Genomic DNA, 25710 nt, shown 5'->3' with positions numbered 1-25710 from the left:
CCGCCGGGCAGGCCGGAACGGAAGGACGGACATGAACGGCACCGACAGCACGGCCGGGACGCCCGGAGAGCAGCGCCCGGACCTCCCCGACAGCGCCCCCGGCGCCGCCGCGGAGCCTCCGGGCGCCCGCGCCTTCGTCAACGGCAAGGTCTTCACGGGGACGGGGCCGGAGGACTTCGTGAGCGCCTTCGTCGTCGAGGACGGGCACTTCACGTGGACGGGCCCGGACGAGGAGGTGCCCGCGGGCCTGCCGCGCACGGACCTGGGCGGTGCGACCGTCCTGCCCGGCCTGCTCGACGTGCACACCCACCCGATGTTCATGGCGGTGCTCGCCGACAGCGTCCCGCTGCTGCCGCCGACCGTGGGCTCGTGCGCCGACCTCGTCGCGGCGCTGCGGGCGCACCCGGCGGCCGGGACGGACCCGGAGGCCTGGATCACCGGCTTCGGCTACGCCGAGACCCGCTGGCCGGACGGGCCGCCCACCCGGCGGGCGCTCGACGCGGTCTCGGCCGACCAGCCCGTGCTCGTGCGCCGCGCCGACGGGCACAGCGGCGTGTGCAACTCCGCGGCCCTGCGCCTGGCGGGACTGGACCGGAACAGCCCCGACCCGGAGCACGGCCACTACGGGCGGGACGCCGGCGGGGAGCTCACGGGGGAGCTCGTCGAGCTCGCGGCGGTGGAGTCCGTGGCGCGGCTGGTCCCCGAACCGGACCGGGCGGAGATGGTCCGCCGCCTCGTGGCCCTGGACCGGCACTTCCTGGCCCAGGGCATCGTGGGCCTCGTGGAGTGCTTCGGCGACTTCGCCGACGACGCGCTCGGCCTGCTCCGGGAGGCCCGGCAGCAGGGGTGGCGCCCCCGCACCGGGGTGTTCCTCGGCTGGCAGCCGGGCGGGCTGCCGGAGCTGACCGCGCAGGACCGCCGCGGCGAGATCACGGTGGCCGGCACGAAGCTCTTCCTGGACGGCGCCTTCTCGAACCGCACCGCCTGGACGGACCGGCCGTACCCCGACTCGTGCAGCCACGGGATGCGGACCTGCACCGACGAGGACCTGCTGGCGGCGGTCGCGTGGGCGCGCCGCAACGGGGTGCAGGTGGCCGTCCACGCCATGGGGGACCGGGCGGTCGGGCACGTGGTCGAGCTGCTGGGGGACCTCGAGCCGTGGATGGGCGAGCACCCGTCGGTGCGGATCGAGCACGCGACCCTCGTGCCCGCCCCGGTGCTGGAGCGGATGGCCTCCGCGCGGATGGTCTTCGGCGTGGTCAGCCACAGCATCTTCCTCTACGCCGAGCACGACGCGTACGACGCGGCCCTCGCACCGGACCAGCGGGAGCACGCCTACCCCCTCCGGTCCTTCCACGAGCGGCTGCGGCACGCGGCGCTGGCCTCCGACGCGCCGACCACCGCGTGGGCCCGCGCGGACGACGTCTTCCTCTCGGTGGCCGCGGCGGTGCGCCGCCGGGACCACGGGGGCGGGGACTTCGGGCGGCGGGAGTGCCTCAGCGTCGGGCAGGCGCTCGAGCTCTACACGGGCCGTGCGGCCGCGGTCGCCGCGCTGCCCGGGCTCGGGAGCATCCGCCCGGGCCACGAGGCGAGCTTCGTGGTCCCCGACCGGGACCCGTTCACCGTGGCGGAGGAGGAGCTGGCGGGGATCGGGATCAGCAGGACCTGGTGGCGCGGCCGGCTCGTCCACGACCGATGGCCCGCCTGACCCGGGGTGGTCGTCCGCGGAGCCGCCCGGTCCGCCGTTGCCTCCTGGCCGCCTGCCGGTCCCGGGGCCGCCGTCCGCGGACCAGGCCGCTCCGGCGTCGCCTCCGGGGCGCCCTCCCGAACCGGGGCCGGGGGCACCGCGCCGGTCAGAGGAACAGCAGCAGGCTCAGCGCCATGACCCCCATGCCGGCGACCAGACCGTAGATCGACAGGTGGTGCTCGCCGTACTCCCGGGCCGTGGGCAGGAGCTTGTCCAGGGAGACGAACACCATGATCCCCGCGACGCCGGCGAAGACGACCCCGAAGACGGTGTCGGTCATGAACGGGCGCAGCAGCAGATAGCCGAGGATCCCGCCCACCGGCTCGGCCAGGCCGGAGAGGAACGACCACTGGAAGGCCTTCCGCCGGCTGCCGGTGGCGTGGTGGATCGGCACCGACACGGCCACGCCCTCCGGGACGTTGTGCAGGGCGATCGCGACGACCACGGGGATCGCCAGGGAGGGCTCCTGCATCGCCACGACGAAGGTCGCGAACCCCTCGGGGAAGTTGTGCAGGGCGATCGCCAGGGCCGTCATCGTGCCCATGCGCATCAGCCGGCGGCTGCGCCCGTCGTCGTCGTGCGGGTACTCGTGCGGGTTCGCGCGGGCGGGCACGAGCCGGTCGATCACCGCGATCAGCAGGATCCCGCCGAAGAACCCGCCCACCGTGGCCCACGCGCCCGCGCGGGCCCCGAGCACCGCCACGAGCGAGTCCTGGGCCTTGACGAAGATCTCGACGAGCGACACGTAGATCATCACGCCCGCGGAGAAGCCCAGGCTCACCGAGAGGAACTTGGCGTCCGTGCGGCGGGTGGTCAGGGCGAGGAGGCTGCCGGCGCCCGTGGCCAGCCCTGCGAACAGCGTGAGCGCGGAGGCGAGCAGGAAGTCGTTCACGGGCGGGCTGTCCTCGTTCCTCCGCGGGGCTGGGCGCTCGCAGTCTAGCGAATGCCGCGCGCCGGTCCGGCCCCGCGCCGCTCGTGGTCCCCGGGTCGCGGACGCGGCACGGGGCCACAATGGCCGGTGTGACGCACGAGACCGGAGCACCCGCCGCGGACGCCACCTGGGCCGCCCGCGCCGAGGAGGTCGCCGCTGCCCGCCGCACCGCGTGGCAGCTCCTCCCGGACGGTCCGCCCGTGCTCGACGACGACGCCCTGGCCCGGCCCGTCCGCACCGAGGCGGGGGAGCCGGCGCAGCTGCGCGTCCTGCGGCCGCGGCCCGGCGACGGGCACGACCACCTGGCACTGCGGCAGTGGAACGGGCGGGGCACCGTGCGGCTGCTGCGCGCCGACCCGGCCGCGGGCGTGCTGCTGGTCGAGCGGACCCGGGACCGGGACCTGGGGTCGCTGCGCGGGGACGAGACGTGCCGGGTGCTCGGGGAGCTCGTAGCCGGGCTGGCCCGGCCGCCGCGCCCGCCGTTCCCGGCACTGTCGGCGCTCGCGGCGGAGTGGTCGGCGCGCCTGGAGGACGGCACGGACCTCGACGCCCGCTTCCCCCGCCGGTTCCGGCTCCAGGCGGCGACCGCGCTGCGACGGCTGCGACGCGATCCGCTGGACACCGCGCTGCTCCCGGGGGACCTGGTGCCCGCCGCCGTCCGCGCGGCGGACCGGGCCCCGTGGCTGGCCGTGCGGGCCCGCCCTCGGCTGGCCACCGTCGAGTGGGCGCTCGTGCCCGGTCTGTGGCCGCCCGGGGACGATCCCCGCGGACCCAGACCCGGGGAGCTGACGGACCGGGCGGAGGCGCTCGCGCTCGCAGCGGGCGCCGACCCCGACCGGGTGCGCGCGTGGGCGGTCGTGCGGGTGGCGGTGGCCGCCGCGGAGCAGGCCGGTCGGCCCGGGGCGGAGCCGGTCCGGGAGCTCGGGCGGCTCGTGCGGCTGGCGAAGGCGCTCCAGTCCGGGGCGTGAGCGCCTCCGGGCCCGGGGAGAGGGCCGGGGGCTCGGCCGGGGAGAGGCATGGAGGCCCGTGCCGGGCCCGCGCCGGGCCGGGGAGAGGCCCCGGGGTCCGTGCCGGGCCCGGGCGCGGCCGGTGCGGGCGGCCGTGTCCCTGCCGGGGGAGACGGCCGCGCGGTGCGCCGCGGTCTCAGGCGCGGGACGGACGCGGCGGGCGCGGCCGGCGCAGACCCAGGTCGGCGGCGAGGGGGCGCCACGCCGCCACGAGCAGCGTCAGGGCCGTGGGCACGAGCACCGGGAACCCCACGGCGAGGTAGCCGAGCGCGCCCAGCACCCCGCCGGCGAAGAACAGGCCCACGAGCGCGGCGAGCAGCCGCAGCTTGGCCGCGTCTCCGGTCACGGGGTCCGCGGCCGGGAGCCGGTTGCGGTAGGCGAACTTGCCGAGCTCGATGCCGATGTCGGTGATCATCCCCGTCACGTGCGTGGTGCGGATGGTGGCCCCGGAGATCTTGGTGATCACGGCGTTCTGCAGTCCCATCGTGAAGGCGAGCACCGGGATGAACAGCAGGTCGCGGTGGGCCCAGGTCAGGGACTCGGCGAGCAGGCCGAACAGGAGCATGAGCAGCCCCTCGAGCAGCAGCACGTTGGCGAAGCGGCTGTGCAGCCGGCGCCGCCGGGCCCAGTTGAACATCAGGGCGCAGCAGGCGGCCCCGGCCGTGAAGGCGACCAGGGCGAGCAGCCCCGCGAGCACCAGACGGAGATCGCCCAGCACGAGGTGATCGGCGACCATGGCGGTCAGCCCGGTCATGTGGGACGTGTAGACGGCCACCGCGACGAAGCCCACCGAGTTGAGCACGCCCGCCACGAGGGCCAGCAGGTAGGCGAGGTGCCGGTTGAGCGCGGGCGTGCGGCGGGGCCCCGCCACGTTGAGCAGGTAGCGGTCGATCCGGACCCTCATGCCCGCGAGCCTACCGCCGGGCCGCCGGAGGGCCGGTGACGCGCTGCGCGGCGGGCGTGGGGCGGGACGGTGCTCACGGCGGGACGGCGTCCCTGCGGTGCGACGCCCATGGCGGGGCGGTGCTCATGGCCGGACGGCGTCCCCGCGGTGCAGCACCCGGGCCCGGGCGTGGGGGCGCCCACGGCGGGACGGCGTCCCCGCGGTGCGGCACCCGGGCCCGGCCGTGGGGGCGGCCACGGCACGGGCGGAGGACGGGCAGGGGGCGCGGCGGCCGCCCCCGGCGCACAATGGGGACGTGGCTGTCGAGACCGGTCCCCGCGTCCCCGATCCATCCCTCCGTCCGGCGCACGAGGTGCTCGCGGAGCTGGGCACGGACCCCGAGCGCGGCCTGAGCGGCGCCGAGGCGGCGGCCCGGCTCGCCCGCTACGGTCCCAACGAGCTGCGCCCGGTGCCGCCCGTGCCGCTGTGGCGGCGCCTGCTCGCACGCTTCCGCGACCCCCTGGTGACCCTGCTGCTGGTGGCGATCGTCGTCTCCCTGGGCGCGTGGGCGGTCGAGGGTGCGCGGGGGCTGCCCGTGGACGCGCTCGTGATCGCGGCGGTGGTGCTGCTCAACGCCGTGCTGGGGCTCGTGCAGGAGGTCCGGGCGGAGGACGCCGTGGCCGCCCTGGCGGAGCTGACCGCGGCGAGCTCGACCGTGCTGCGCGACGGCCGGCTCACGACCGTCCCGTCGGCGGAGCTGGTCCCGGGGGACCTCCTGGTCCTCGCCGAGGGGGACGCGGTGGGCGCGGACGCCCGCCTGCTCAGTGCGGCGGCGCTGCGGGTGCAGGAGGCCTCCCTCACCGGCGAGTCGGAGGCGGAGCTGAAGGACCCCGCGGTCCTGGCCGCCCCGGCGGTGCTGGGCGACCGCACCGACATGGTCTACAGGGGCACGGCCGTGGCCCAGGGCGTGGGACGGGCGGTCGTGACGGGGACGGGCCCGGCCACCGAGATGGGCGCCATCGCGGACATGCTCGAGCGCACCCGCGCCGAGGAGACCCCGCTGCAGAAGGAGATCGCGGCGGTCTCCCGGTCGCTGGGCCTGCTCGTGGTGGCGGTGGCCGTCGTCGTCATGGTCGCGGTCGTGCTCGTGCACGGGGTCTCGGGGCCCGGGGACCTCGTGACCGTGCTGCTGCTCGGGGTGTCGCTGGCCGTGGCGGCGGTGCCCGAGGGGCTGCCCGCCATCCTCTCGCTCGTGCTGGCGCTGGGGGTGCGGGCGATGGCGCGGCGCAACGCGGTGCTCAAGGACCTGCACTCGGTCGAGGCCCTCGGTGCCGCCTCCGTGATCTGCTCCGACAAGACGGGAACGCTCACCCGCAACGAGATGACGCTCACGCGCGTCGTGACCGCCTCCGGGACGGCGGCGCTGTCGGGGACGGGCTACGGGCCCGAGGGCGGTGCGAGGGTCGTGTCCGGCGCGCACGCCCCGGTCCTGGTGGAGGCGCGGGCGGTGCTCGTCGGCGGGGCCCGGGCTAACAACGCCCAGCTCGACGGCTCGGGCGGGCAGTGGACGGCCCAGGGGGATCCCACCGAGGCGGCGTTCCTGGCCGCGCTGCCGAAGCTGCCGGGCGCCGCCGACGCGGCGGCGGGCTTCGGCCGGCTCGCCGAGGTCCCCTTCACCTCCGAGCGGCGGATGATGTCGGTCGTGGACGAGGAGACCGGAACCGGTGAGCACCGGCTGTTCACGAAGGGCGCCCCGGACGAGCTGCTCGCCCGGTGCAGCGGCGTGCTGGTCGGGGACGCGGTCGAACCCCTCGACGCGGCCCGGCGCGCGGCGGCGGCGGGGGCGGCCGAGGCCCTCTCGGCCGAGGCGTTCCGGGTGCTGGCCGTGGCGGCGCGGTGCCTGCCCGGCACGGGGGAGGAGCCCGCGGCCGGAACCGGCGTGCTCGACGTCCCGGCCGGGGACGGCCTCGAGCACGACCTCGTCTGGCTGGGCGCGGTGGGGATCATCGACCCGCCGCGGGAGGAGGCCGGGGCCGCCGTCGCCCGGGCGCGCGCCGCCGGGGTGCGCACCGTCATGATCACCGGCGACCACCCCGCGACGGCGGGCCGGATCGCGGCCGACCTCGGGATCGCAGCGCCCGGCGGACCCGTGCTCACCGGCGCGCAGCTCGACGCCCTGACCGACGAGGAGCTCGTGGCGGCGGCACGCGGCACCGCCGTCTTCGCCCGGGTGGCGCCGGCGCACAAGCTGCGCATCGTCGCGGCCCTGCAGGCGGACGGCCACGTCGTGGCGATGACCGGCGACGGCGTCAACGACGCGCCGGCCCTCAAGGCCGCCGACATCGGTGTGGCCATGGGCATCACGGGCACGGAGGTGACCAAGCAGGCCGGGCGGATGGTGCTGGGCGACGACGACTACGCGACGATCGTGGCCGCCGTCCACCAGGGGCGGGTGGTGTTCGACAACATCGAGAAGTTCCTGCGCTACCTGCTCTCCTCCAACATCGGGGAGGTCGCCACGGTCTTCCTCGGCGTGGTCCTGGCCGGGGTCCTCGGCCTGACGGGGGCGGGCGACGGGACGGTGGCCCTGCCCCTGCTCGCCACCCAGATCCTGTGGATCAACCTCGTCACGGACTCCGGCCCGGCGCTGGCCATGGGGGTCGACCCGGAGCTCGACGACGTCATGGCCCGGCCCCCGAGGCGCCCCGGGGACCGGATCCTCGACCGGGCGATGTGGCTTCGGGTCGGCCGGGTCGGGCTGGTCATGGCGGGGGCCGCGCTGCTCACCCTGGACGTGCTGCTGCCGGGCGGGCTCGTGGCGGGCCACGAGTCGCTCGAGCTGGCCCGCACCGCGTCCTTCACCACGCTGGTGCTGGCGCAGCTGTTCAACGCCCTGAACTCCCGCTCCGGGACCAGCAGCGCGTTCCACCGGCTGTTCACGAACCGGTGGCTGTGGGCGGCGCTGCTGCTCGGTGCCGGGCTGCAGGTGCTGGTGGTGCACCTGCCGCCGCTGCAGGCGGCCTTCGGCACGCGTCCCCTCGAGCCGGCCCACTGGGTGCTGGCCGTCGGCGCGGCCTCGCTGGTGCTGTGGACGGAGGAGCTCGCGAAGCTCCTCCGGCGGGTGCGGGCCCGGGAGCCGGCCGCGGGGTGCTGAGCGGGCGCCTGCTCAGCCGTCGGCGTCCCGCTCGCCCAGGGACTCGAGCGTCTCGGAGGCCAGGGCGATGCCGGCGCCGCTGTAGAGGTTGAACACGGTGCGCACGCCGCGGGCCCGCAGCTCCTGCACCTCGTCGTCGTACTGGGCCACGGCCGCGACGGCGCCGGAGAAGCCGCCGGCCGTCAGCTGCTCGAGGGCCACGAGGTTGGAGCCGTGGAAGGGCATGGCCAGCACGGCGATGCGCACGTGCCCGGTCGCGATCACGCGCTCCCAGAACTCCTGGTCGGTGGCGTCGGCCTCCTGCACGTCGAGGCCGGCCGCGCACAGCCGCTCCACCCGGTCCGTGGAGTTCTCGATGCCGACGACCGTGTAGCCGTGCTCCTCGGCGAACTCCCGGTAGGCGGCCTGGCCGACCCGGCCCATGCCGAGCACGAGCACCTCCGCGTGGCCGATGTCGATGGGCCGGTCCTCGGGGTGCAGCCGGTGGTCCGGGTGCTCGGGCAGCCACCGGACGAGCCGGCCGGTCAGGGCCGAGCCGCGCCGGTTGACGAGGGTGGAGACCACGAAGCTGAGGGCGACCGCCACGGAGAGCATCACGAGCCAGTCCTCGACCAGCATCCCGGTGGAGACGCCGATGGCGCCGACGATCAGCGCGAACTCCGAGTAGTTGGCCAGGGTTAGGCCGGCCCGCAGAGAGGTGCGCCGGCGCAGGCCGAAGGCCCACAGCAGCCACACGAACAGCAGGGCCTGGGCGGGCAGCAGGGCCAGCAGCGCCGCGCCCATGAGGACCATCTCGGTGGTCGGCATGCCGTGGAAGCCGATCGAGACGAAGAACGCGACGAGCAGCAGGTCCTTCACGGTGAACAGCCGCCGGGACAGCTCGCTCGCGTTCGGGTGGGAGGCCAGCAGCGCGCCGACGAGCAGGGCGCCGAGGTCCCCCTTGAGCCCGACCGCGGTGAAGGCGATGTAGCCGGGGACCAGGGCCATGACGATCCCGAACAGGGCCTGCAGCTCGCCGTGGCCGAGCCGCTCCCACACCCGCCGGAACAGCCACGCGCCCGGCAGCAGGAGCAGCAGCGCGAACGCCCAGGGGCTCGGCGGGTGCCCGCTCGTCGCCGTGATGAACGCGACGGCGGCGACGTCCTGGATGACGAGGATGCCGATCGCGACCCGTCCGTAGAGGGAGGTCGTCTCGCTGCGCTCCTCGAGCACCTTGAACACCAGCACGGTCGAGGAGAAGGACAGGGCGAAGCCGGCCAGCAGCAGCGCCCGGGCCGTCTCCCCGGGTAGCTCGAGGTGCACCAGGGCGAGCAGGCCGAGGAAGCCGGCGGCGAGCGCCGAGCTGAGCACCATGTGGATCCCCGCGGTGGCCCACACCTCCTTGCGGAGCAGGGAGCGGACGTCCAGCTTCAGGCCGATGCCGAAGAGCATGAGGGTCACCCCGACGTCGGCGGCGCGGTCCAGGCCCGGCATCTCGGGGGTGCCCATGGCGTTGAGCACGAAGCCCGCGGCGAGGAAGCCGATCAGCGGGGGCAGCCGCACCGCGGCGGCGAGGGCACCGGCCGCGAAGACGACGACGAGGTACAGGGCGACCGTGGACACAGGGAGCTCCCTCGCCGGGCGGGACAGGAACCGGACCAGTCTACGGTCCGGGTGCGTGCCGGCGGCCCTCGTCGAGGCTCGGTGACGCGGCCGCACCGTCGTCGGGGCGCATCGCGGCCGCTGCGTGCCTGCCCCTAGAGTTGGGGCAGGAACTGGGAGCAGCACAACGGGGTCCGCGGAACCGGGGTGCGGACGAGCCGGGCGCGCAGCGGCGCCACGGGAAGGACCGGAGCATGCACGAGACCCCGCGGCCCGGCGGCGCCCCCGTCCGCACCCGGGCCGAGCGCCTGGACGGCCTGCCCTTCACCACGCAGCACCGCAGGCTGCTCGTCGGCTCGGGGGTGGGCTGGGCGCTGGACGCGATGGACGTGGGCCTGGTCTCGTTCGTCATGGCCGCGCTCGCCCAGCAGTGGGGGCTGGGCTCGGGCGAGCTGTCGCTGCTGGCCTCGATCGGTTTCGTGGGGATGGCGGTCGGGGCGAGCCTGGGCGGGCTGCTGGCCGACCGGCTCGGGCGCCGGCACGTGTTCGCGCTGACCCTGCTCGTGTACGGCCTGGCCACGGGGGCGTCGTCGCTGGCGGGGTCCGTGGCCGTGCTGATCGTGCTGCGCTTCGTCGTGGGCCTGGGCCTCGGTGCGGAGCTGCCCGTGGCCTCCACGCTGGTGGCGGAGTACGCCCCGCGCCGGATCCGCGGGCGGGTCGTGGTGTGGCTCGAGTCGTTCTGGGCGGTGGGCTGGATTCTGGCCGCCCTGGTCGGCTACTTCGTGGTGCCCGCCTCCCCGGACGGCTGGCGCTGGGCGCTGGTGATCGGGCTGGCCCCCGCGGTGTGGGCGGTCGTCGTGCGGTGGAGTCTCCCGGAGTCGGTGCGCTTCCTCGAGAGGGCCGGGCGCACGGAGGAGGCGGAGGCGGCCGTCCGGCTGTTCGAGCAGGCGCGCCCGGTGACCTGGCGCGGGACAGCACGGTCCCGCGGCCGGGACCGCGGCACCGTGGACTCCGGCGCGCCGGATCCCGGCGCCGGCGCGCCGGCCCTGCCCGGGGCGGAGCGGCCCTCGGCCGCGGCGGGGATCTGGGGGCCGGCCCTGCGCGGGCGGACCGCCGCGCTGTGGACGGTGTGGTTCTGCATCAACTTCGCCTACTACGGGGCGTTCACCTGGCTGCCGACGCTGCTGGTGCAGCAGGGGTTCACCCTCACCCGCTCCTTCGGCTACGTCCTGGTCATCACCCTGGCGCAGCTGCCCGGCTACGCGGCGGCGGCCTGGCTGATCGAGGTCTGGGGGCGGCGGCTCACGCTGGCGGCCTTCCTGGGTGGTTCGGCCGCGAGCGCGCTGCTGTTCGGCATCGCCTCGATGGGCACGGTCGTGCAGCCCTGGCAGGTGATCGCCTCCGGGATGGCGCTGTCCTTCTTCAACCTCGGCGCCTGGGGAGCGCTCTACGCGATCGGCCCGGAGCTCTACCCGACGGCCGTGCGCGGCACGGGCACCGGCGCGGCGGCCGCCTTCGGGCGCATCGCGTCGATCCTGGCGCCGCTGTCGGTGCCCCCGCTGCTGGTCCTGGGCGGCGAGCAGTACGACCTCATCGTGGTGTTCGCCGCGTTCGGCGCGGCGTTCCTCGTGGCGGCGGCGGCGGCGTTCGCCCTGCCCGAGCAGCGCGGCAAGGCCCTCGGATGACCGCCGGGGACGCCGGGGGCGCGGTGGGCCCCGCCGAGCCCGACCTGCCCGTCCTCACCGACCGGGAGATCGGCCTGGCCCGGCTGCTCGCGCACGGGCTGGCGGAGCCCGGAGAGCTCTCTCCGGACGAGGTCGTCCGGAGGCTCGGCGCGGTGCAGGCCCAGGACCTGCCCGGCGCTCTCGTCTCGGTGGGACTGCGCCGGTCCGACGGCTCCGCCGGGGTGCGGGAGGCCTTCGACGACGCCCGGATCGTCCGCACCTGGCCGATGCGCGGGACGCTGCACCTCGTCCCGGGCGAGGAGCTGCGCGCGTGGCTGGCCGTGCTCGGGCCGCGGACCGAGGCCTCCACGGCGGCGCGGCGCCGGGAGCTGGGCATCGCCGAGCGCCTGGAGCCGGCGCGCGAGGCCGCGCTCGGCGCCCTGCAGCACGGGCCGCAACCGCGGGAGCGGCTGCACGCCGCGTGGGAGGAGGCGGGGCTGCTGGGCGTCCCGGGCCTCACCTACCACCTCATGCTCGCGCTGCACCTGGACGCGACGCTGTGCTTCGGCCCGCTCACGGGCGACGGACGGGACCAGCTCGTCGTGCCCGTGGAGCAGTGGCTCCCGCCCGGAGGGAACACCCCGGTGCCGGAGGAGACTGCAGGCGCACCGGGGCCGGCCGGGACGATCCCCGCCCCGGACCAGGGCGCTGTCGGGACGGCCTCAGCGCGGGAGCCGGGCGCAACGGGGGCGCAATCGGCGGAGGAGCCGGGGGCCGGCGGGACGAGCTCCGCCGCAGGGCCGGACGCCGTCGGGACGGGGCCGGCGCGGGAACCGGGGGCCGGCGGGACGAGCTCCGCCGCAGGGCCGGACGCTGCGGGCCGATCCACGACGGGAGCGGTTCCCGCGGGGACGCCGGCCGCCGCGGAGGTGCCGCCCGTCGTCGTGCGCTGGGTCCGCCGGTACCTGCGCAGCCACGGTCCCGTCGCCGTGGAGGAGGCGGCCCGGTGGGCGGCCCTGCCCCGGGCCACCGTGCGCGCCGCGGCGGCCGTGATCGACGACGTCGTCGCCGTCCGGGACCGCCGGGGGCGGCTGCTGTGGTGCGCCCCCGAGGTCCTCGCGGCGCTGCCCGGAAGCACGCGCCGCGCCTCGCGGGTGCTCCTGCTGCCGCCCTTCGACGAGTTCGTCCTCGGCTACGGGGACCGTGCCCACGTGCTGGCCCCGGCCCACGCGCGCCGGATCGTGCCCGGGGGCAACGGCGTGTTCCGCCCGACGGTCGTGGCCGGCGGGCGGATCGCGGGGACGTGGTCGCGGCGGCGCCGGGCGACGGGCGACGAGCTGCTCCTCGAGCCGTTCGGGACCCTCTCCGAGACCCGCCGACGTGCTGCGCAGCGGGCGTTCGACCGCCTGCCCGTGCCACCGCCCCTGCGGCACGACGGGCATTCGGACGGAGCCGGTATCGATCAGGGGTCCACGGTCCGTGGCTCGTCCCACGGCCCGCCGCTAGGGTGAACGCATGATCAATCCCGCACGACTGCACTCGGACCTGCAACGCCTCGACCGCGAGACGGAGACCTACCTCGCCACCGTGGAGTCGCTCTCCGAGGACGAGCTGACCTCTCCCTCTATGTGCGAGGGCTGGACCCGTGCCGACGTCGTCGCCCACCTCGCGTCCAACGGCCGCCGGCTCGTGAACCTGATCGACTGGGTCACGACGGGGGAGCAGAAGAGCGTCTACCCCTCGCCCGAGGCACGGGCGCAGGAGATCGCCGAGCTCGCCGCTCTGCCCCGCGCGGAGCTCGTCCGCGAGGCCCGGGAGTCCGCGGCGTACTTCGCCGAGCAGGCCCAGCGCCTCAGCGGCGAGATCATGGTCGAGGAGGTGGACCTGCACGGCAAGCCCGTCCCGGCGACCTCGCTCGTCGCCCTGCGCATCGCCGAGGTCGTCGTCCACCACCACGACCTCGACACCGCCTGGACGATCGAGGAGGCCGACCCGGACTCCCTGCTCAACGCCCTCGAGGCCGCGGTGCGGACGATGCGCGCCAAGGGCGCCCCGGGCATGACCCTGGTGACCGAGGAGCGCGACGAGTGGGTCGTCGGAGACGGCGCCCTGCGCGTCGAGTCCGACCGTGAGGGGCTGCTCGAGTGGCTGGCCCGCGGCGAGACGGAGAACGTGGAGGCCGACGGGCCGCTGCCCGCGCTGCCCTCCTGGTGACCGTCCGGGCCCGGCGGTGACCCGGGGGCTCCTGCCACGGGCGTGGTGAGGGGTGCGCCGTCGGGCCGGCGACGGACCCGGCACCGACCGGCTGTGCCGTGTCCTCCGGACGGCCCCGGTGCTCAGAACGGCGGGGGATCGTCCGCGCCGGTACGGTGAGGTGCACCCGCCGACGCCCCGGGGAGAGCGGGACCGGTGCCGTGCCCTGCTCGTCCTCCGCCGGGACGGCCTCCCGGCGGTCCGCCGGGATCCAGGACGCGGCTCGCCTCCGGTCCGGCCGTCTCCGGGACGGTGCGGCGCACGATCCCCGACGGCGACCGCCACTCCAGCACCCCCGGGTCCCTCGCACCGCCCGGGCCGGGGACGTGGCGCACCGACCACTGCCCGAGGGTGCCGCCTTGGTGCTTGACCAGGTGGTGGTGCCGGCACAGGTGCGCCAGGTTCGCCGCGCCGGTGGTCCCGCCGTCCTCCCACGCGACGGTGTGGTCCACGTCCGCGCCGCCGGCCGGCCGGCGGCAGCCGGGGAAGCGGCAGGTGTCGTCCCGCACCCGCAGATGACGGCGCAGGTCGGCCGGCACGGCGTACACGCTCCGGTCGTGCTCCAGGACGACCCCGCTGACCGGGTGCGTCAGCAGCCGGTGCCAGGAGCCGGCGCCGGCGGCCAGCCGGCGCGCCACCTCCGCGCCGATAGGCCCGTAGCCCTCCAGCTCCGCAGCGGCCCCGCTCGCCGGTGAGCTCGTCCACCCTGCGGCGGCGTCCGGAGCGAGGAGGATCCCGACCGGCACCGTCACGCACACCCGGCCACGGATCCCTCGGGGCACCGCGGAGCGCTCCGGCAGCTCGCCGTCGAGGAGCAGATCGGCCAGCACGTCCGCGCGCACCTCACCGGCAGACCTGTGCTCCCGCTCCTCCGGCCCGGTGCCCGGCCTCGCCTGCAGGCCGTCCGGGACCCGCTGCCGCTCCGCGGCCAGCACCGTCCCGGCCAGTCGTTCGACACGGTCCTCGACGGCACGGGCCACGGGGGCGTCGAGCAGGGCGTGCACCCAGGCCAGACCGTCCTCGGCCGGTTCGACCCACACGGTCCGGTGCTTGCGCGCCGCCCTGCGGCGGCGCTCCTCGACGTCCGTGAGCAGCCTCGCCCGGCGCCGGTGCGCGAAGGCGCGCAGCTGGGCGACCGTCACGTGCGGGGCCCGCTCGAGCATCTCCTGCACCAGCACGACGGCACGGTCCACGGGCAGGGCGTCCGGTGGTGCCTCGTCCACGAGCTCCTGCCACTGCTGGACCGCGACCCGGGCGTGCGGCCACGTGATCGTCCCCGCCTCCAGGGCCGTGAGCACGTCGGGCAGGTCCTCGACCAGCACGAGGGCCTCCGCCACGACGGTCGCGGCGGTGCCGGCCGGCAGTCGCAGGGCGACGCCGACCTCGGCGGCGGTCTCCAGGACGAGCCGGTGCCGGGTCAGGCCCGCCAGCAGCTCGTCGCGCACGCGGCGAGCGGCCCGAGCCGCACCCGGCGCGGCGCAGCGGTGCCGGTGCGGCGCGCTCGCGGACGGCAGTCCGTGCCTCCCGCGCTGCCGGGGTCCCGCGGAGGTCGTGCCCGCCGCTGCCGGAAGGTCCCCGGCCGGGGAGGAGAGGCGCGTCGCCGCCCTCGGGGACGACTCCTCGCCGTTGCCGGGGAGCCCGCAGCCGTCCACGCGGCGTGCACCACCGGCCCCGGAGGCCTCGCCGCACGCGGCCAGTGCCTCGCGCGCCTCCGCCACCCTCGCCTCCCGCACGGCGCCGAAGAGCCGGGCGACGCACCGCAGGCGCACGGCCACGGCCCGGGACTCCGCCGCCTGCGCGGCCAGCATCCCCGTCACGGCGGCCCGCGCGTGCGCCCCGGGCCCGGCGTCCACGTCCCCTGCGCCGGCGAGCCCGCCGCCCGCGGACCCGGCGGCATCAGGCCCGGCGTGGGCGGCCCCGGCCGGACACGGCGCGGCGCCGGGGGCCCCGGCGTTCGGACCCGTGCTCCCGACAGGCCCGGCGCCCGCGGACCCCGGGGCGGCCGGTTCGCCGGCACCGGGTCCGGGACGTCCCGCGGCAGCCGTGCGCCCCGAGGCGGTCGCCCTCGGGGAGGGAGCGGCCGGTGCGGGCAGCGGCGCCGTCGTCGTCGACATGGGCTCATCCTCCCGCGGGCCTCCGACACCACAAGGGGGGAAGGGGCGCGCGGACGGCCGGGTCGAGGAGTGCGGCACCTCGCCGCCGACCCGTGCACGACCCGCCCGTGCACCACACCACCGGCGCACCGCCCGGCGGCACGGGCGGTCCGCGGCCCAGGACTGCTCCGCAGCAGCGGTGGGCCGGATCCCGGTCCCGTCGCGGCGGTGGGCCCGGCCGCGGCCCCGCAGCGGCGGCGGGCCAGGTACCGGTCCCGTCGCGACGGCGGCCCCGCAGCGGCGGCGGACCGGTTCTCCGCCCCGATGTCGGCGCCCGGCGCCCCGGGGCCGCGGTGACCCGAGCCCCGGCTGCGGACCGAGCCCCGGCTGCGGACCGCGCGCACGGCCCGCCCCGGCCCGCAGCCCGTCCGTCGGGTGCATCACAGCGGGACGGCGGCCCGGCGGGGTAGAATGGTCGGCGGCCCGTTCCCAGGGCGCCCCGCCCGGACGCGACCGGGCCGCCGCGGCGCCGCACGGGCGCATCCACGGGAGGTCGTTCCTCCTGACGCCTCCCCACCCGAAGAGAGAACCCACGCGCATGCCGATGACCACCTCCACCGCCCGCCGGGCCGACCTCCGCAACGTCGCCATCGTGGCCCACGTCGACCACGGCAAGACGACCATCGTGGACGCGATGCTCCAGCAGACGAACGCGTTCTCCGCGCACGGGGAGGTCGAGGAGCGCGTCATGGACTCCGGCGACCTCGAACGCGAGAAGGGCATCACCATCCTCGCCAAGAACACCACGGTGTTCTACGACGGCCCCTCGGCCCACGGCGAGACCATCACCATCAACGTCATCGACACCCCGGGCCACGCCGACTTCGGCGGCGAGGTCGAGCGCGGGCTGTCCATGGTCGACGGCGTCGTGCTGCTCGTCGACGCCTCCGAGGGACCGCTGCCGCAGACCCGCTTCGTGCTGCGCAAGGCCCTCGAGGCCAAGCTGCCCGTGATCCTCGTGGTCAACAAGGTCGACCGCCCCGACGCCCGCATCGAGGAGGTCGTGGGCGAGTCCATGGACCTGCTCCTCGGCCTGGCCTCCGACATCGCCGAGGACGAGCCGGACCTGGACCTCGACGCCGTCCTCGACGTCCCCGTCGTCTACGCCTCCGGCCGCGCCGGCCGGGCCTCCCTCGAGCAGCCCGAGAACGGCGCCCTCCCGGAGGGCGAGGACCTCGAGCCGCTGTTCCGCACGATCATCGAGCGCATCCCCGCGCCCTCCTACGACCCCGAGGGCGTGCTGCAGGCGCACGTGACCAACCTGGACGCCTCCCCGTTCCTGGGCCGCCTCGCCCTGCTGCGGATCTTCAACGGCACCCTGAAGAAGGGCCAGACCGTCGCCTGGGCCCGCGCCGACGGGCAGCTGAAGAACGTGCGCATCTCCGAGCTGCTGGCCACCAAGGGCCTCGAGCGCGTGCCCGCCGAGTCCGCCGGCCCCGGCGAGATCGTCGCCGTCGCCGGGATCGAGGACATCACCATCGGCGAGACCCTCACCGACCCGGAGGACCCGCGGCCGCTGCCGCGCATCACCGTGGACGACCCGGCGATCTCCATGACCATCGGCATCAACACCTCCCCGCTCGCGGGCCGGGTCAAGGGCGCCAAGGTCACGGCCCGCCAGGTCAAGGACCGCCTCGACAAGGAGCTGATCGGCAACGTCTCGATCAAGGTGCTCCCCACGGAGCGCCCCGACGCGTGGGAGGTCCAGGGCCGCGGCGAGCTCGCCCTGGCGATCCTCGTGGAGCAGATGCGCCGCGAGGGCTTCGAGCTCACCGCGGGCAAGCCCCAGGTCGTGACCCGGACGGTCGACGGCAAGGTGCACGAGCCCTACGAGCACATGACCATCGACGTCCCCGAGGAGTACCTCGGCGCCGTCACCCAGCTCATGGCCGCCCGCAAGGGCCGCATGGAGGGGATGTCCAACCACGGCACCGGCTGGGTGCGCATGGAGTTCCGCGTCCCGTCCCGCGGGCTGATCGGCTTCCGCACCCGGTTCCTCACCGAGACCCGCGGCGCCGGCATCGCCTCCTCCTACGCCGACGGCTACGAGCCGTGGGCCGGGGAGATCGAGTACCGCACCAACGGCTCGCTGGTCGCCGACCGCGCCGGTGCGGTGACACCGTTCGCGATGATCAACCTGCAGGAGCGGGGCACCTTCTTCGTGGAGCCCACCTCCGAGGTGTACGAGGGCATGATCGTCGGCGAGAACTCCCGCGCCGACGACATGGACGTCAACATCACCAAGGAGAAGAAGCTCACCAACATGCGCTCCTCCACGGCGGACTCCTTCGAGAACCTCACCCCGCCGAAGAAGCTCACCCTCGAGGAGTCCCTCGAGTTCGCCCGCGAGGACGAGTGCGTGGAGGTGACCCCGGAGGCGATCCGCATCCGCAAGGTCATCCTCGACGCCAACGACCGCCTCAAGGCGAACCGGGCCCGGGCCCGCGCCTGAGCCCCGGGCGCCTGGAGCGGCCGTGACGCAGCCCGTCCCGCAGTACCCCGAGCAGGGCGCCCTCGTGCGCGAGGACGCCCTGCCGGGGCTGCTGCCCTCCGGGGTGCGCCCCGAGGACGCCCGGCTCCTGTTCGTCCACGCGCACCCCGACGACGAGTCGATCGCCACCGGCGCCACCATGGGCCACTACGCCCGGCTCGGCGCGCAGGTCGTGCTGCTGACCATGACCCGCGGCGAGCGCGGCGAGGTCGTCCCCGAGCCGCTGCGCCACCTCGAGGCCGAGCGCGCCGGCGACGGCGGCACCGCCCTCGGGCTCTACCGGGTGGGGGAGCTCGACGACGCCGCGGCCGCCCTGGGCGTGACCGACCGCTTCTTCGCCGGGGAGCCCCCGGCCCGCGACGGGTCGGCGGAGCTGCCCGCGACCGGCGGCTACACCGACTCGGGCATGACCTGGGGCGCCGACGGCCGCGCCGGCCCGGCGGAGGACTCCTCGCCGCACAGCCTCACCGCCGCCGACCCGGGGACGGCGGCCGCCCACGTGGCGGCGGCCGTGCGCGCCCTGCGCCCCCACGTCCTCGTGACCTACGACGACGACGGCGGCTACGGCCATCCCGACCACGTGCGCACGCACGAGGTCGCCGTGCGTGCCGTCGCGCTCGCCGCCCGGCCCGGCGCGGGAGGGGACGCCTGGTCCGTCCCGCTCGTGTGGGCGGCCGAGGGCGAGCCCCGGCCCGGCGATCCCCGGCCCCAGGCCGCCGTGCACGGCTCCGCGGAGCGCAAGCGGGCCGCGATGGCCGCCCACGCCACGCAGCTCGTGCTCGACGCCGACGGCACCCGCTTCGCCCTCTCCAACGGCGTGTGGCAGCCCTTCAGCGCCCTCGAGACCTACCGGCTGCTCGGCGGGGACCGCCGGCGGGCCGAGCGGCCCGCCGGCGACGCCGCGGCGGGGGCCCCGACCGGCGCGGGTGCCGGGAACCCCGAGCCGAGGACCCCGCGCGCCGGCTCCGCCGCGGTCCCGCGGCGGGACGCGGACCCGCCCTCGACCGTGGCCTCGGCCGTGGCCACCTCCGTCCTCGCGGGGCTGCTCGGCGGGTCGGTGGCCACCGTCCTGCACGGGTCCATCTGGTACTCGGGCACCGGCTGGTGGCTGCCCTGGGGCCTCGCCTTCGGCGCGGCCCTGCTGCTGTGCCTGTCCGTCTGGGCCGGGACCGCGACGCGCCGCGTGTGGGCCGCCGCCGTGCCGGGGCTCGTCGCCTACGTCCTGGCGTGGCTGCTCGCCCGGGGCCGGGACGGGTCCGCGCTGGTCGTCACCGTCCCGGACGCGCCGATCGGCGTGGTGGGCGTGGCCTGGTTCGTCGTGGTCCTCGCCACGACGCTGCTCTCCGTGCTCGTCACGGCCCGCTGGGTGCGCACCCGCCGGCGGGAGCTGCGCACCGCCTGACCGGGCGCTTTCCGCGGAGACCGCCGCACGGGGCCGGCCCGCCCGGTCGATCCGGTCCTGCCGCGCGCCGGCGGAGCCGTTCCCGCGGGCCCGGGTTCCCCGCTGCCCGCCGCGGGGACGCCGCGCCGGTGGGACCTCGTCCGAACCCGGCCCGCGGGAGCTGCTCCCTCCGGCCCGGGGCCGTCCGGTCAGTCCACGGGCCGCCCGCGGGGTGCCCGGCGCGGCGGGGGCGGCGGAACGGCCCGCGCCGCCCGCAGGTCCTGCGCGGCGATCACGACGTCCCCGCGGCGCGTGCGCACGGTGACCCCTTCCTCGTCCGCCCGGACCAGCTCGCCGAGGGCGTCGGTCAGCCCGAGCCCGGAGACGTCGTCGTCGGGCAGGGCGCGGCGCACGCTCACCCGGGTGCCCGCCGTCAGGCCGGTGAGCAGGCGCAGGGCCGCGCGCCCCGCCGCGGACGGCGGGCCGGGGGGCGCCGCAGGACCGTCCGCCGGCGCGGACGCCTCTCCGGCAGCGACGCGGGACGACGATGTTGACGCTGATGACGGCCGCTCCATGCCCGACATCGTAGTGCGGGGCCGGTCGTTAGACTGGGCGGAGCACCCCAGCAGAAAGGTACGAACCCCCGTGACCTACGTCATCGCCCAGCCCTGTGTCGACGTGAAGGACAAGGCCTGCGTCGAGGAGTGCCCCGTGGACTGCATCTACGAGGGCGAGCGCTCGCTCTACATCCACCCCGACGAGTGCGTGGACTGCGGGGCCTGCGAGCCGGTCTGCCCCGTCGAGGCCATCTACTACGAGGACGACACCCCGGAGGAGTGGGCCGAGTACTACAAGGCCAACGTCGAGTTCTTCGACGACCTCGGCTCCCCGGGCGGGGCCGCCAAGCTCGGCAACACCCACAAGGACCACCCGATCATCGCCGGCCTGCCCCCGCAGAACCAGGGCGCCCAGTGACGTCGGGGGCCCGGCCCTTCGGGCTGGACCTGCCCGACTACCCCTGGGACACGATGGCCCCGTACCGGGAGTTCGCCGCGCGGCACCCCGGCGGGGTCGTGGACCTGTCGATCGGCACGCCCGTCGACCCCACCCCCGAGGTCGTGCAGCGCGCCCTGGCCGCCGCGGCCGACGCACCCGGGTACCCCACCACGCACGGGACCGCCGCCCTGCGCGAGGCGATCGCCGCGTGGTACGCCCGTCGGCGCGGCGTGCCCGGGCTCGACCCGGCCGCCGTGATGCCCACCGTGGGCTCCAAGGAGCTCGTCGCGTGGCTGCCCCTGCTGCTGGGCCTGCGCCCCGGCGACGTGCTCGTGCGCCCCACGGTCGCCTACCCGACCTACGACATCGGCGCCCGCCTGACCGGGGCCGAGGCGGTCGCCGCCGACGACCTCGACGAGCTCGCCGCCGACGTCCGGGCGCGGGTGCGGCTGGTGTGGATCAACTCGCCGGGCAACCCCACCGGCATCGTGCGGGACCTCGACTCCGTGCGCCGGATCGTGGACCAGGCCCGCGCCCAGGGCGCCGTCGTGGCCTCCGACGAGTGCTACGCCGAGCTGGGCTGGGGCGCCTGGGACGTCCAGCAGGGAGGGACGCCCGTCCCCTCCGTGCTCGACCCCCGGGTCACCGGGGGCGACGACGCCCTGCTGCTGTCGGCGTACTCGATGTCCAAGCAGTCCAACGTGGCCGGCTACCGTGCGGCGTTCCTGGCCGGCGACGCCACCCTGATGCGCAACCTCGTCAACTCCCGCAAGCACGCCGGGATGATCGTGCCCGCCCCCGTGCAGGAGGCGATGCGCGCCGGCCTGGGCGACGACGAGCACGTGCTCGCGCAGAAGGCGCGCTACCGCTCCCGCCGGGAGCGGCTCGTGCCGGCCGCCGAGGCGTTCGGGCTGCGCGTCGTCCACTCCGAGGCCGGGCTGTACCTGTGGTGCACCGCCGGCGAGGACACCTGGGAGACCGTCCGGCGCTTCGCCGAGCGGGGCGTCGTCGTCGGCCCCGGCGTGTTCTACGGCACGGCGGGGGAGGGCTTCGTGCGGCTCGCCCTGACCGCCTCCGACGAGCGGATCGACGCCGCCGTCGAGCGCCTGACCGCCGCCTGAGACCCGCCCGCGGGGCCCCTCGCGCCGCGCCGGGATTGGTCCGTGCGCGGCGCGAGGAGGTAGGTTGTAGACCGACTGACGCCGTGTCCCGTGACACGTTCCCGTCGCGCCCGAGGAGGTGCCCGGCGGGCCCGCTCCGGGTCAGGGCCCCTGAATCCCATCCGTGGAGGACCACCATGACTGAGTCTGCACAGGCGACCAAGACGGCCCAGCTCGCGTACGAGGACGGCAGAGCGCTCGAGCTGCCCGTCCTGGACGCCACCGAGGGCAACAAGGGCTACGCCATCTCGAACCTGCTCAAGGAGACCGGCAACGTCTCCTACGACCCGGGCTTCGTGAACACCGCCAACGCGCGCTCCGCGATCACCTACATCGACGGCGCCAACGGGATCCTGCGCTACCGCGGCTATCCCATCGAGGAGCTCGCCAAGCACTCCAGCTTCATCGAGACGGCCTACCTGCTGATCTACGGCGAGCTGCCCACCCCCGAGCAGCTGAGCGACTTCGACACCCGCGTCCGCCGCCACACCATGGTCCACGAGGACCTGAAGAGTTTCTTCAACGGCTTCCCGCGCAACGCCCACCCGATGCCGGTGCTCTCCTCGGCCGTGTCGGCCCTGTCCACTTTCTACGCGGACTCCCTCGACCCGTTCGACCAGGAGCAGGTCGAGATCTCCACGATCCGCCTGCTCGCCAAGGTGCCCACCCTGGCGGCCTACGCCTTCAAGAAGTCCAAGGGCGAGCCGCTGCTCTACCCGCAGAACGACCTCGACTACACGCAGAACTTCCTGCGCATGTGCTTCGGGGTCCCCGCGGAGGACTACGAGATCGACCCGGCCATGGCGAAGGCCCTCGACGTGCTGCTGATGCTGCACGCCGACCACGAGCAGAACTGCTCGACCTCGACCGTGCGCCTCGTCGGCTCCTCCCACGCGAACATGTTCGCCTCCGTCTCCGCGGGCATCAACGCCCTCTACGGCCCCCTGCACGGCGGCGCCAACGAGGCCGTGCTCGCCATGCTCAACCGGATCCAGCAGGAGGGCATCGAGCCCGAGGCGTTCATGGAGAAGGTCAAGAACAAGGAGACCGGCGTCCGCCTCATGGGCTTCGGCCACCGGGTGTACAAGAACTACGACCCGCGCGCCCGGATCGTGAAGGACTACGCCCACGAGATCCTCCAGAAGCTCGGCGGCAACGACGAGCAGCTCGAGATCGCCATGCGCCTCGAGGAGAAGGCCCTGGCCGACGACTACTTCGTCGAGCGCAAGCTGTACCCGAACGTCGACTTCTACACCGGCCTGATCTACAAGGCCATGGGCTTCCCGGAGAAGATGTTCACCGTCCTGTTCGCGATCGGCCGCCTGCCCGGCTGGATCGCCCAGTGGCGCGAGATGATCGAGGACCCCGAGACCAAGATCGGCCGTCCCCGGCAGCTCTACGTCGGCGAGGCCGAGCGCCACTACCCCCGGGGCTGAGTGCCGGCGGCCCTGAGGGCTGCGCGCAGGATCCCCCGGGGCTGCGCGCCAGGGCTTCCGGGGCGGAGCGCCGCTGATCCCGGGGCGGAGCGCCGCTGATCCCGGGGCGGAGCGCCCCACCGGACCGGAGCCGCACCGGACGGCCGGGTCCGCCCCCGCGGGGGAGGGCCCGGCCGTCGGCGTGCCCGGGGCGCTAGGGTGGGCCGCATGGACGAGCAGCGGCACACCCCCGACCGGATCGACGAGCTGGGCCCCGGTGAGGTCTTCGTCTTCGGCTCCAACGCCCGCGGCGCCCACCTGGCCGGCGCCGCCCGCACGGCCGTGGAGCGCTTCGGCGCCGTGCCCGGGCAGGGCCACGGCCTGCAGGGGCGCTCCTACGCGATCGACACCATGAGCGGTCCCGCCGTCCTCGAGCGGGAGGCCGCGGAGTTCCTCCGCTTCGCCCGCGAGCACCCCGAGCTGACGTTCCTGCTGACCCGCGTGGGCACCGGCATCGCCGGGCACGACGAGGCGGACGTCGCCCGCCTGTTCGCCGGCGCCCCGCCCAACGTGGTGCGCCCGCGCGGCTGGTGAGCAGGGGCGCACGGTCGCGGAGCCCGCGGCGGGCGAGGCGTCCCGGGCGCGGCACCCGCCGTGGAGAGCTCCCCGGCCGGGCCGGACCCCCGGCGGGACGCCCGTGCCGCCGCGCGCCCGCGGAGCGCGGTGGCCCCGTGCCGCCGCGCGCGGGGGCTCAGCCGTCGTAGCCCTGCGGGTTGCTGCGCTGCCAGTTCCAGTGGTCCCGGCACATCGTGTCGAGGTCGCGCTCGGCCGACCACCCCAGGTCGGCCAGCGCCGCCGACGGGTCCGCGTAGGAGACCGCCGCGTCGCCGGGACGCCGGTCCACGACCTCGTAGGGCACGGTGCGCCCGCTGGCGCGCTCGAAGGCGGCGTGCACCTCGAGCACCGAGTGCCCGCGGCCGGTGCCCAGGTTCCAGGTGTGCACCCCGGGGCGGCCGGTGATCCGGTCCAGGGCCCGCAGGTGGCCCTCGGCGAGGTCCACCACGTGGATGTAGTCGCGCACCCCGGTCCCGTCCGGCGTGGGGTAGTCGTCGCCGAAGACCCGCAGCGTCGGGCGCCGGCCGACCGCGACCTGCGCGATGAACGGCAGCAGGTTGTTCGGGACGCCGGTGGGGTCCTCCCCGATCCGCCCGGAGGGGTGGGCGCCCACGGGGTTGAAGTAGCGCAGCAGGGCCACGCTCCACGCGGGGTCCGAGGCGGCGAGGTCCACGAGCATGTCCTCGATGTGCTCCTTGGTGCGCCCGTAGGGGTTCTGCGCGTCCATGGGCTGCTTCTCCGTCAGCGGCATCTCCTCCGGGGCGCCGTAGACCGTCGCCGAGGAGGAGAAGACGATCGAGCGGCACCCGTGGGCGGCCATCGCGTCGAGCAGGTTCAGCGTGCCCGCCACGTTGGTCCGGTAGTACCACAGCGGCTTCTCCGCCGACTCGCCCACGGCCTTCAGCCCCGCGAAGTGGATCACGGCCTCCGGCCGGTGGGCGGCGAAGAGCGCGTCGAGCCCGGCGGCGTCCAGCAGGTCCGTCCGCTCGAACGCGGCGACCCGGCGCCCCGCGAGCTCCTCGACCCGGTCCAGGGAGGTGCGCGACGAGTTGCTGAGGTTGTCCGCGACCACCACGTCGTGGCCGGCCTCGAGCAGGGCCAGGACGGTGTGCGAGCCGATGTAGCCGGTTCCTCCGGTGACGAGAATCTTCATGGGCCCAGCGTATCGACCGCTCCCGGCGGGCGGGCCCAGCGGCGCGCACCGGCCGCGCCCGGGTCGGCTCCGTGACGTCGGCGGCGGGCGGCGCCCGCGCCGGACCCGTGGCAGCGCCGGTGGTGCCGGGCCGACCGGTTCACGGGGCCGCCAGCACCACGACGACGTCGTCCGCCGGCGGCGCCCCCTCCGGGTGCACCTCGGCCGTGGCCTGCCACCCGGGGGCCGGCGCGAAGCGCGTCGTGCGCTGGTCGGCGCGCACCCACGTGCGGCCGTCGAAGGAGACCTCCTCGACGCCGAGGTCCTGGGCGTGGGCGAGCGCCCAGTGCGCCACGGCCCACCCCGTGCGCCCCCCGGGGGAGGGGACGACCACGCGATTGTCCTGCGCGCGCGGGGCGGGGGCGGCGGCGCCGAAGGCCGCGGCCAGCTGATCCGCCGCCCGCCGCGGATCCGCCGTGCCCTCGGCGGGGGCGAGCACGCAGTTCAGCGACGCCGGGGAGGCCCCGGTCAGCGCGTCCGCCCACGCCCGCGCCAGCGGCTCGTGCCGGGCGTAGGCGTCCGGGTGCGCCGAGCGCTGGACCGCCTGGGCGGCCTCCGTGACCGACATCCCCGTCGTGTTCACCTCGGCCAGCCGGTCGTAGAAGACCCGGGTCGCGTAGCGCGGGTCCATGATCTGCTCGACCGTGCCCCAGCCCTGCGAGGGCCGCTGCTGGAACAGGCCCACCGAGTCGCGGTCGCCGTAGTCGATGTTGACCAGCCGCGACTCCTGCATGGCGGTGGCCAGGGCGATCACCGCGCTCTCCCGCTCCAGCCCGCGCGCCACGGCCTCGGCCGTGACCAGCGCGGCGTTGGCCCCCTGCTCCGCCGAGAGCACGTGGCGGCGCGTCCCGCCGTCGTCCTCCGCCGCCGTCACCACGCACCGCGGCTCCCCGGCGGAGGGTCGCCCGGCGCGCAGCTCCACGACGACGAGCGCGGCCGCGGCGAGCAGCGCGCAGCACAGCAGCACGGCGAACAGGCCCAGCCCGGCCGTCCGGGTGCGGCGGGCGACGGCGGTGGAGGGCACGGCAGCTCCTGGGCGGGGGACCGGGACGGGTGGGTCAGGGGCGGATCGGGGACGGGGACCCCG

The 25710-nt window shown here is 76.1% G+C and carries 19 protein-coding genes; 12 read left to right on the top strand and 7 right to left on the bottom strand.

Annotation, left to right across the window (positions count from 1 at the left end; translation table 11 throughout):
- Positions 1 to 31: 31 nt before the first annotated feature.
- Positions 32 to 1708, top strand: a complete 1677-nt coding sequence (locus tag LQU92_RS11305) for an amidohydrolase (protein ID WP_230780786.1) — start codon at positions 32 to 34, stop codon at positions 1706 to 1708.
- Positions 1709 to 1853: 145 nt separating this feature from the next.
- On the opposite strand, the gene zupT is transcribed toward LQU92_RS11305, so the two are convergent.
- Positions 1854 to 2639, bottom strand: coding sequence for a zinc transporter ZupT (gene zupT / locus LQU92_RS11300; RefSeq protein WP_230780785.1), 786 nt, complete (start codon positions 2637 to 2639; stop codon positions 1854 to 1856).
- Between the two features lie 128 nt (positions 2640 to 2767).
- On the opposite strand from zupT, the gene LQU92_RS11295 reads away from it, so the two are divergent.
- Positions 2768 to 3646: an aminoglycoside phosphotransferase family protein gene (locus LQU92_RS11295; RefSeq protein ID WP_230780783.1), complete on the top strand. Its 879-nt coding sequence runs from the start codon at positions 2768 to 2770 to the stop codon at positions 3644 to 3646.
- Positions 3647 to 3821: 175 nt separating this feature from the next.
- On the opposite strand, the gene LQU92_RS11290 is transcribed toward LQU92_RS11295, so the two are convergent.
- Positions 3822 to 4589 (bottom strand): YoaK family protein, encoded by a 768-nt coding sequence (locus LQU92_RS11290; protein WP_101851982.1) that lies wholly within the window; start codon positions 4587 to 4589, stop codon positions 3822 to 3824.
- Between the two features lie 295 nt (positions 4590 to 4884).
- On the opposite strand from LQU92_RS11290, the gene LQU92_RS11285 reads away from it, so the two are divergent.
- Positions 4885 to 7722, top strand: coding sequence for a cation-translocating P-type ATPase (locus LQU92_RS11285; protein ID WP_230780781.1), 2838 nt, complete (start codon positions 4885 to 4887; stop codon positions 7720 to 7722).
- A 12-nt stretch (positions 7723 to 7734) separates the two neighbouring features.
- Here LQU92_RS11285 and LQU92_RS11280 read toward each other — a convergent pair whose 3' ends face one another.
- Positions 7735 to 9324, bottom strand: coding sequence for a cation:proton antiporter family protein (locus LQU92_RS11280; protein ID WP_230780779.1), 1590 nt, complete (start codon positions 9322 to 9324; stop codon positions 7735 to 7737).
- Between the two features lie 233 nt (positions 9325 to 9557).
- Here LQU92_RS11280 and LQU92_RS11275 point away from each other — a divergent pair, with 233 nt between their 5' ends.
- From LQU92_RS11275 to LQU92_RS11265, 3 genes are read left to right on the top strand one after another with little or no spacing between them, the layout of a single operon-like run.
- On the top strand, positions 9558 to 10988 hold the full coding sequence (locus LQU92_RS11275; protein ID WP_230780777.1) for an MFS transporter: 1431 nt from the start codon (positions 9558 to 9560) through the stop codon (positions 10986 to 10988).
- Entirely contained in the window at positions 10985 to 12478 is a 1494-nt protein-coding gene (locus tag LQU92_RS11270) for a DNA glycosylase AlkZ-like family protein (RefSeq protein ID WP_230780775.1), read from the top strand. Before LQU92_RS11275 ends, LQU92_RS11270 begins: the two co-directional genes overlap by 4 nt.
- 4 nt (positions 12479 to 12482) lie before the next feature.
- Positions 12483 to 13181, top strand: a complete 699-nt coding sequence (locus tag LQU92_RS11265; RefSeq protein WP_230780773.1) for a maleylpyruvate isomerase family mycothiol-dependent enzyme — start codon at positions 12483 to 12485, stop codon at positions 13179 to 13181.
- Between the two features lie 122 nt (positions 13182 to 13303).
- On the opposite strand, the gene LQU92_RS11255 is transcribed toward LQU92_RS11265, so the two are convergent.
- Positions 13304 to 14665 (bottom strand): DUF222 domain-containing protein, encoded by a 1362-nt coding sequence (locus LQU92_RS11255; protein WP_308071626.1) that lies wholly within the window; start codon positions 14663 to 14665, stop codon positions 13304 to 13306.
- 1252 nt (positions 14666 to 15917) lie between these two features.
- Between LQU92_RS11255 and typA the strand changes: the two genes are divergently transcribed.
- Together typA and LQU92_RS11245 are read left to right on the top strand one after the other, a co-directional pair.
- Positions 15918 to 17825 carry a translational GTPase TypA gene (gene typA / locus LQU92_RS11250; RefSeq protein ID WP_230780856.1) on the top strand — a complete coding sequence of 636 codons (1908 nt, stop codon included), beginning with the start codon at positions 15918 to 15920 and terminating at the stop codon, positions 17823 to 17825.
- A 22-nt stretch (positions 17826 to 17847) separates the two neighbouring features.
- A complete protein-coding gene (locus LQU92_RS11245) occupies positions 17848 to 19266 on the top strand; it encodes a PIG-L family deacetylase (protein ID WP_230780770.1) in 1419 nt (472 codons plus the stop codon).
- A 188-nt stretch (positions 19267 to 19454) separates the two neighbouring features.
- Here the strand turns inward: LQU92_RS11245 and LQU92_RS11240 are convergent, their stop codons facing one another.
- Positions 19455 to 19664: a hypothetical protein gene (locus tag LQU92_RS11240; protein ID WP_230780768.1), complete on the bottom strand. Its 210-nt coding sequence runs from the start codon at positions 19662 to 19664 to the stop codon at positions 19455 to 19457.
- 226 nt (positions 19665 to 19890) lie between these two features.
- On the opposite strand from LQU92_RS11240, the gene fdxA reads away from it, so the two are divergent.
- The 4 genes from fdxA (at position 19891) to LQU92_RS11220 (ending at position 23410) form a co-directional block, all read left to right on the top strand.
- A complete protein-coding gene (fdxA, locus tag LQU92_RS11235; protein WP_058859262.1) occupies positions 19891 to 20220 on the top strand; it encodes a ferredoxin in 330 nt (109 codons plus the stop codon).
- Positions 20217 to 21362 (top strand): succinyldiaminopimelate transaminase, encoded by a 1146-nt coding sequence (gene dapC, locus LQU92_RS11230; RefSeq protein WP_308071625.1) that lies wholly within the window; start codon positions 20217 to 20219, stop codon positions 21360 to 21362. The genes fdxA and dapC overlap by 4 nt, the downstream gene beginning before the upstream one ends.
- 176 nt (positions 21363 to 21538) lie before the next feature.
- The gene (locus LQU92_RS11225; protein WP_083529461.1) at positions 21539 to 22837 is read left to right on the top strand and encodes a citrate synthase; all 1299 of its coding nucleotides are present in this window, start codon (positions 21539 to 21541) and stop codon (positions 22835 to 22837) included.
- A 207-nt stretch (positions 22838 to 23044) separates the two neighbouring features.
- Positions 23045 to 23410: a hypothetical protein gene (locus LQU92_RS11220; RefSeq protein ID WP_058859261.1), complete on the top strand. Its 366-nt coding sequence runs from the start codon at positions 23045 to 23047 to the stop codon at positions 23408 to 23410.
- A gap of 157 nt (positions 23411 to 23567) precedes the next feature.
- Here the strand turns inward: LQU92_RS11220 and galE are convergent, their stop codons facing one another.
- Positions 23568 to 24584, bottom strand: coding sequence for a UDP-glucose 4-epimerase GalE (galE, locus tag LQU92_RS11215; protein WP_101851991.1), 1017 nt, complete (start codon positions 24582 to 24584; stop codon positions 23568 to 23570).
- Between the two features lie 139 nt (positions 24585 to 24723).
- A complete protein-coding gene (locus LQU92_RS11210) occupies positions 24724 to 25647 on the bottom strand; it encodes a hypothetical protein (protein ID WP_230780766.1) in 924 nt (307 codons plus the stop codon).
- Between the last annotated feature and the right edge of the window lie 63 nt (positions 25648 to 25710).

Origin of the sequence: Kocuria sp. LUK, from assembly GCF_021012935.1 — a bacterium.
GTDB lineage: Bacteria > Actinomycetota > Actinomycetes > Actinomycetales > Micrococcaceae > Kocuria > Kocuria flava.
This window is presented reverse-complemented; position numbering and strand designations above follow the sequence as displayed.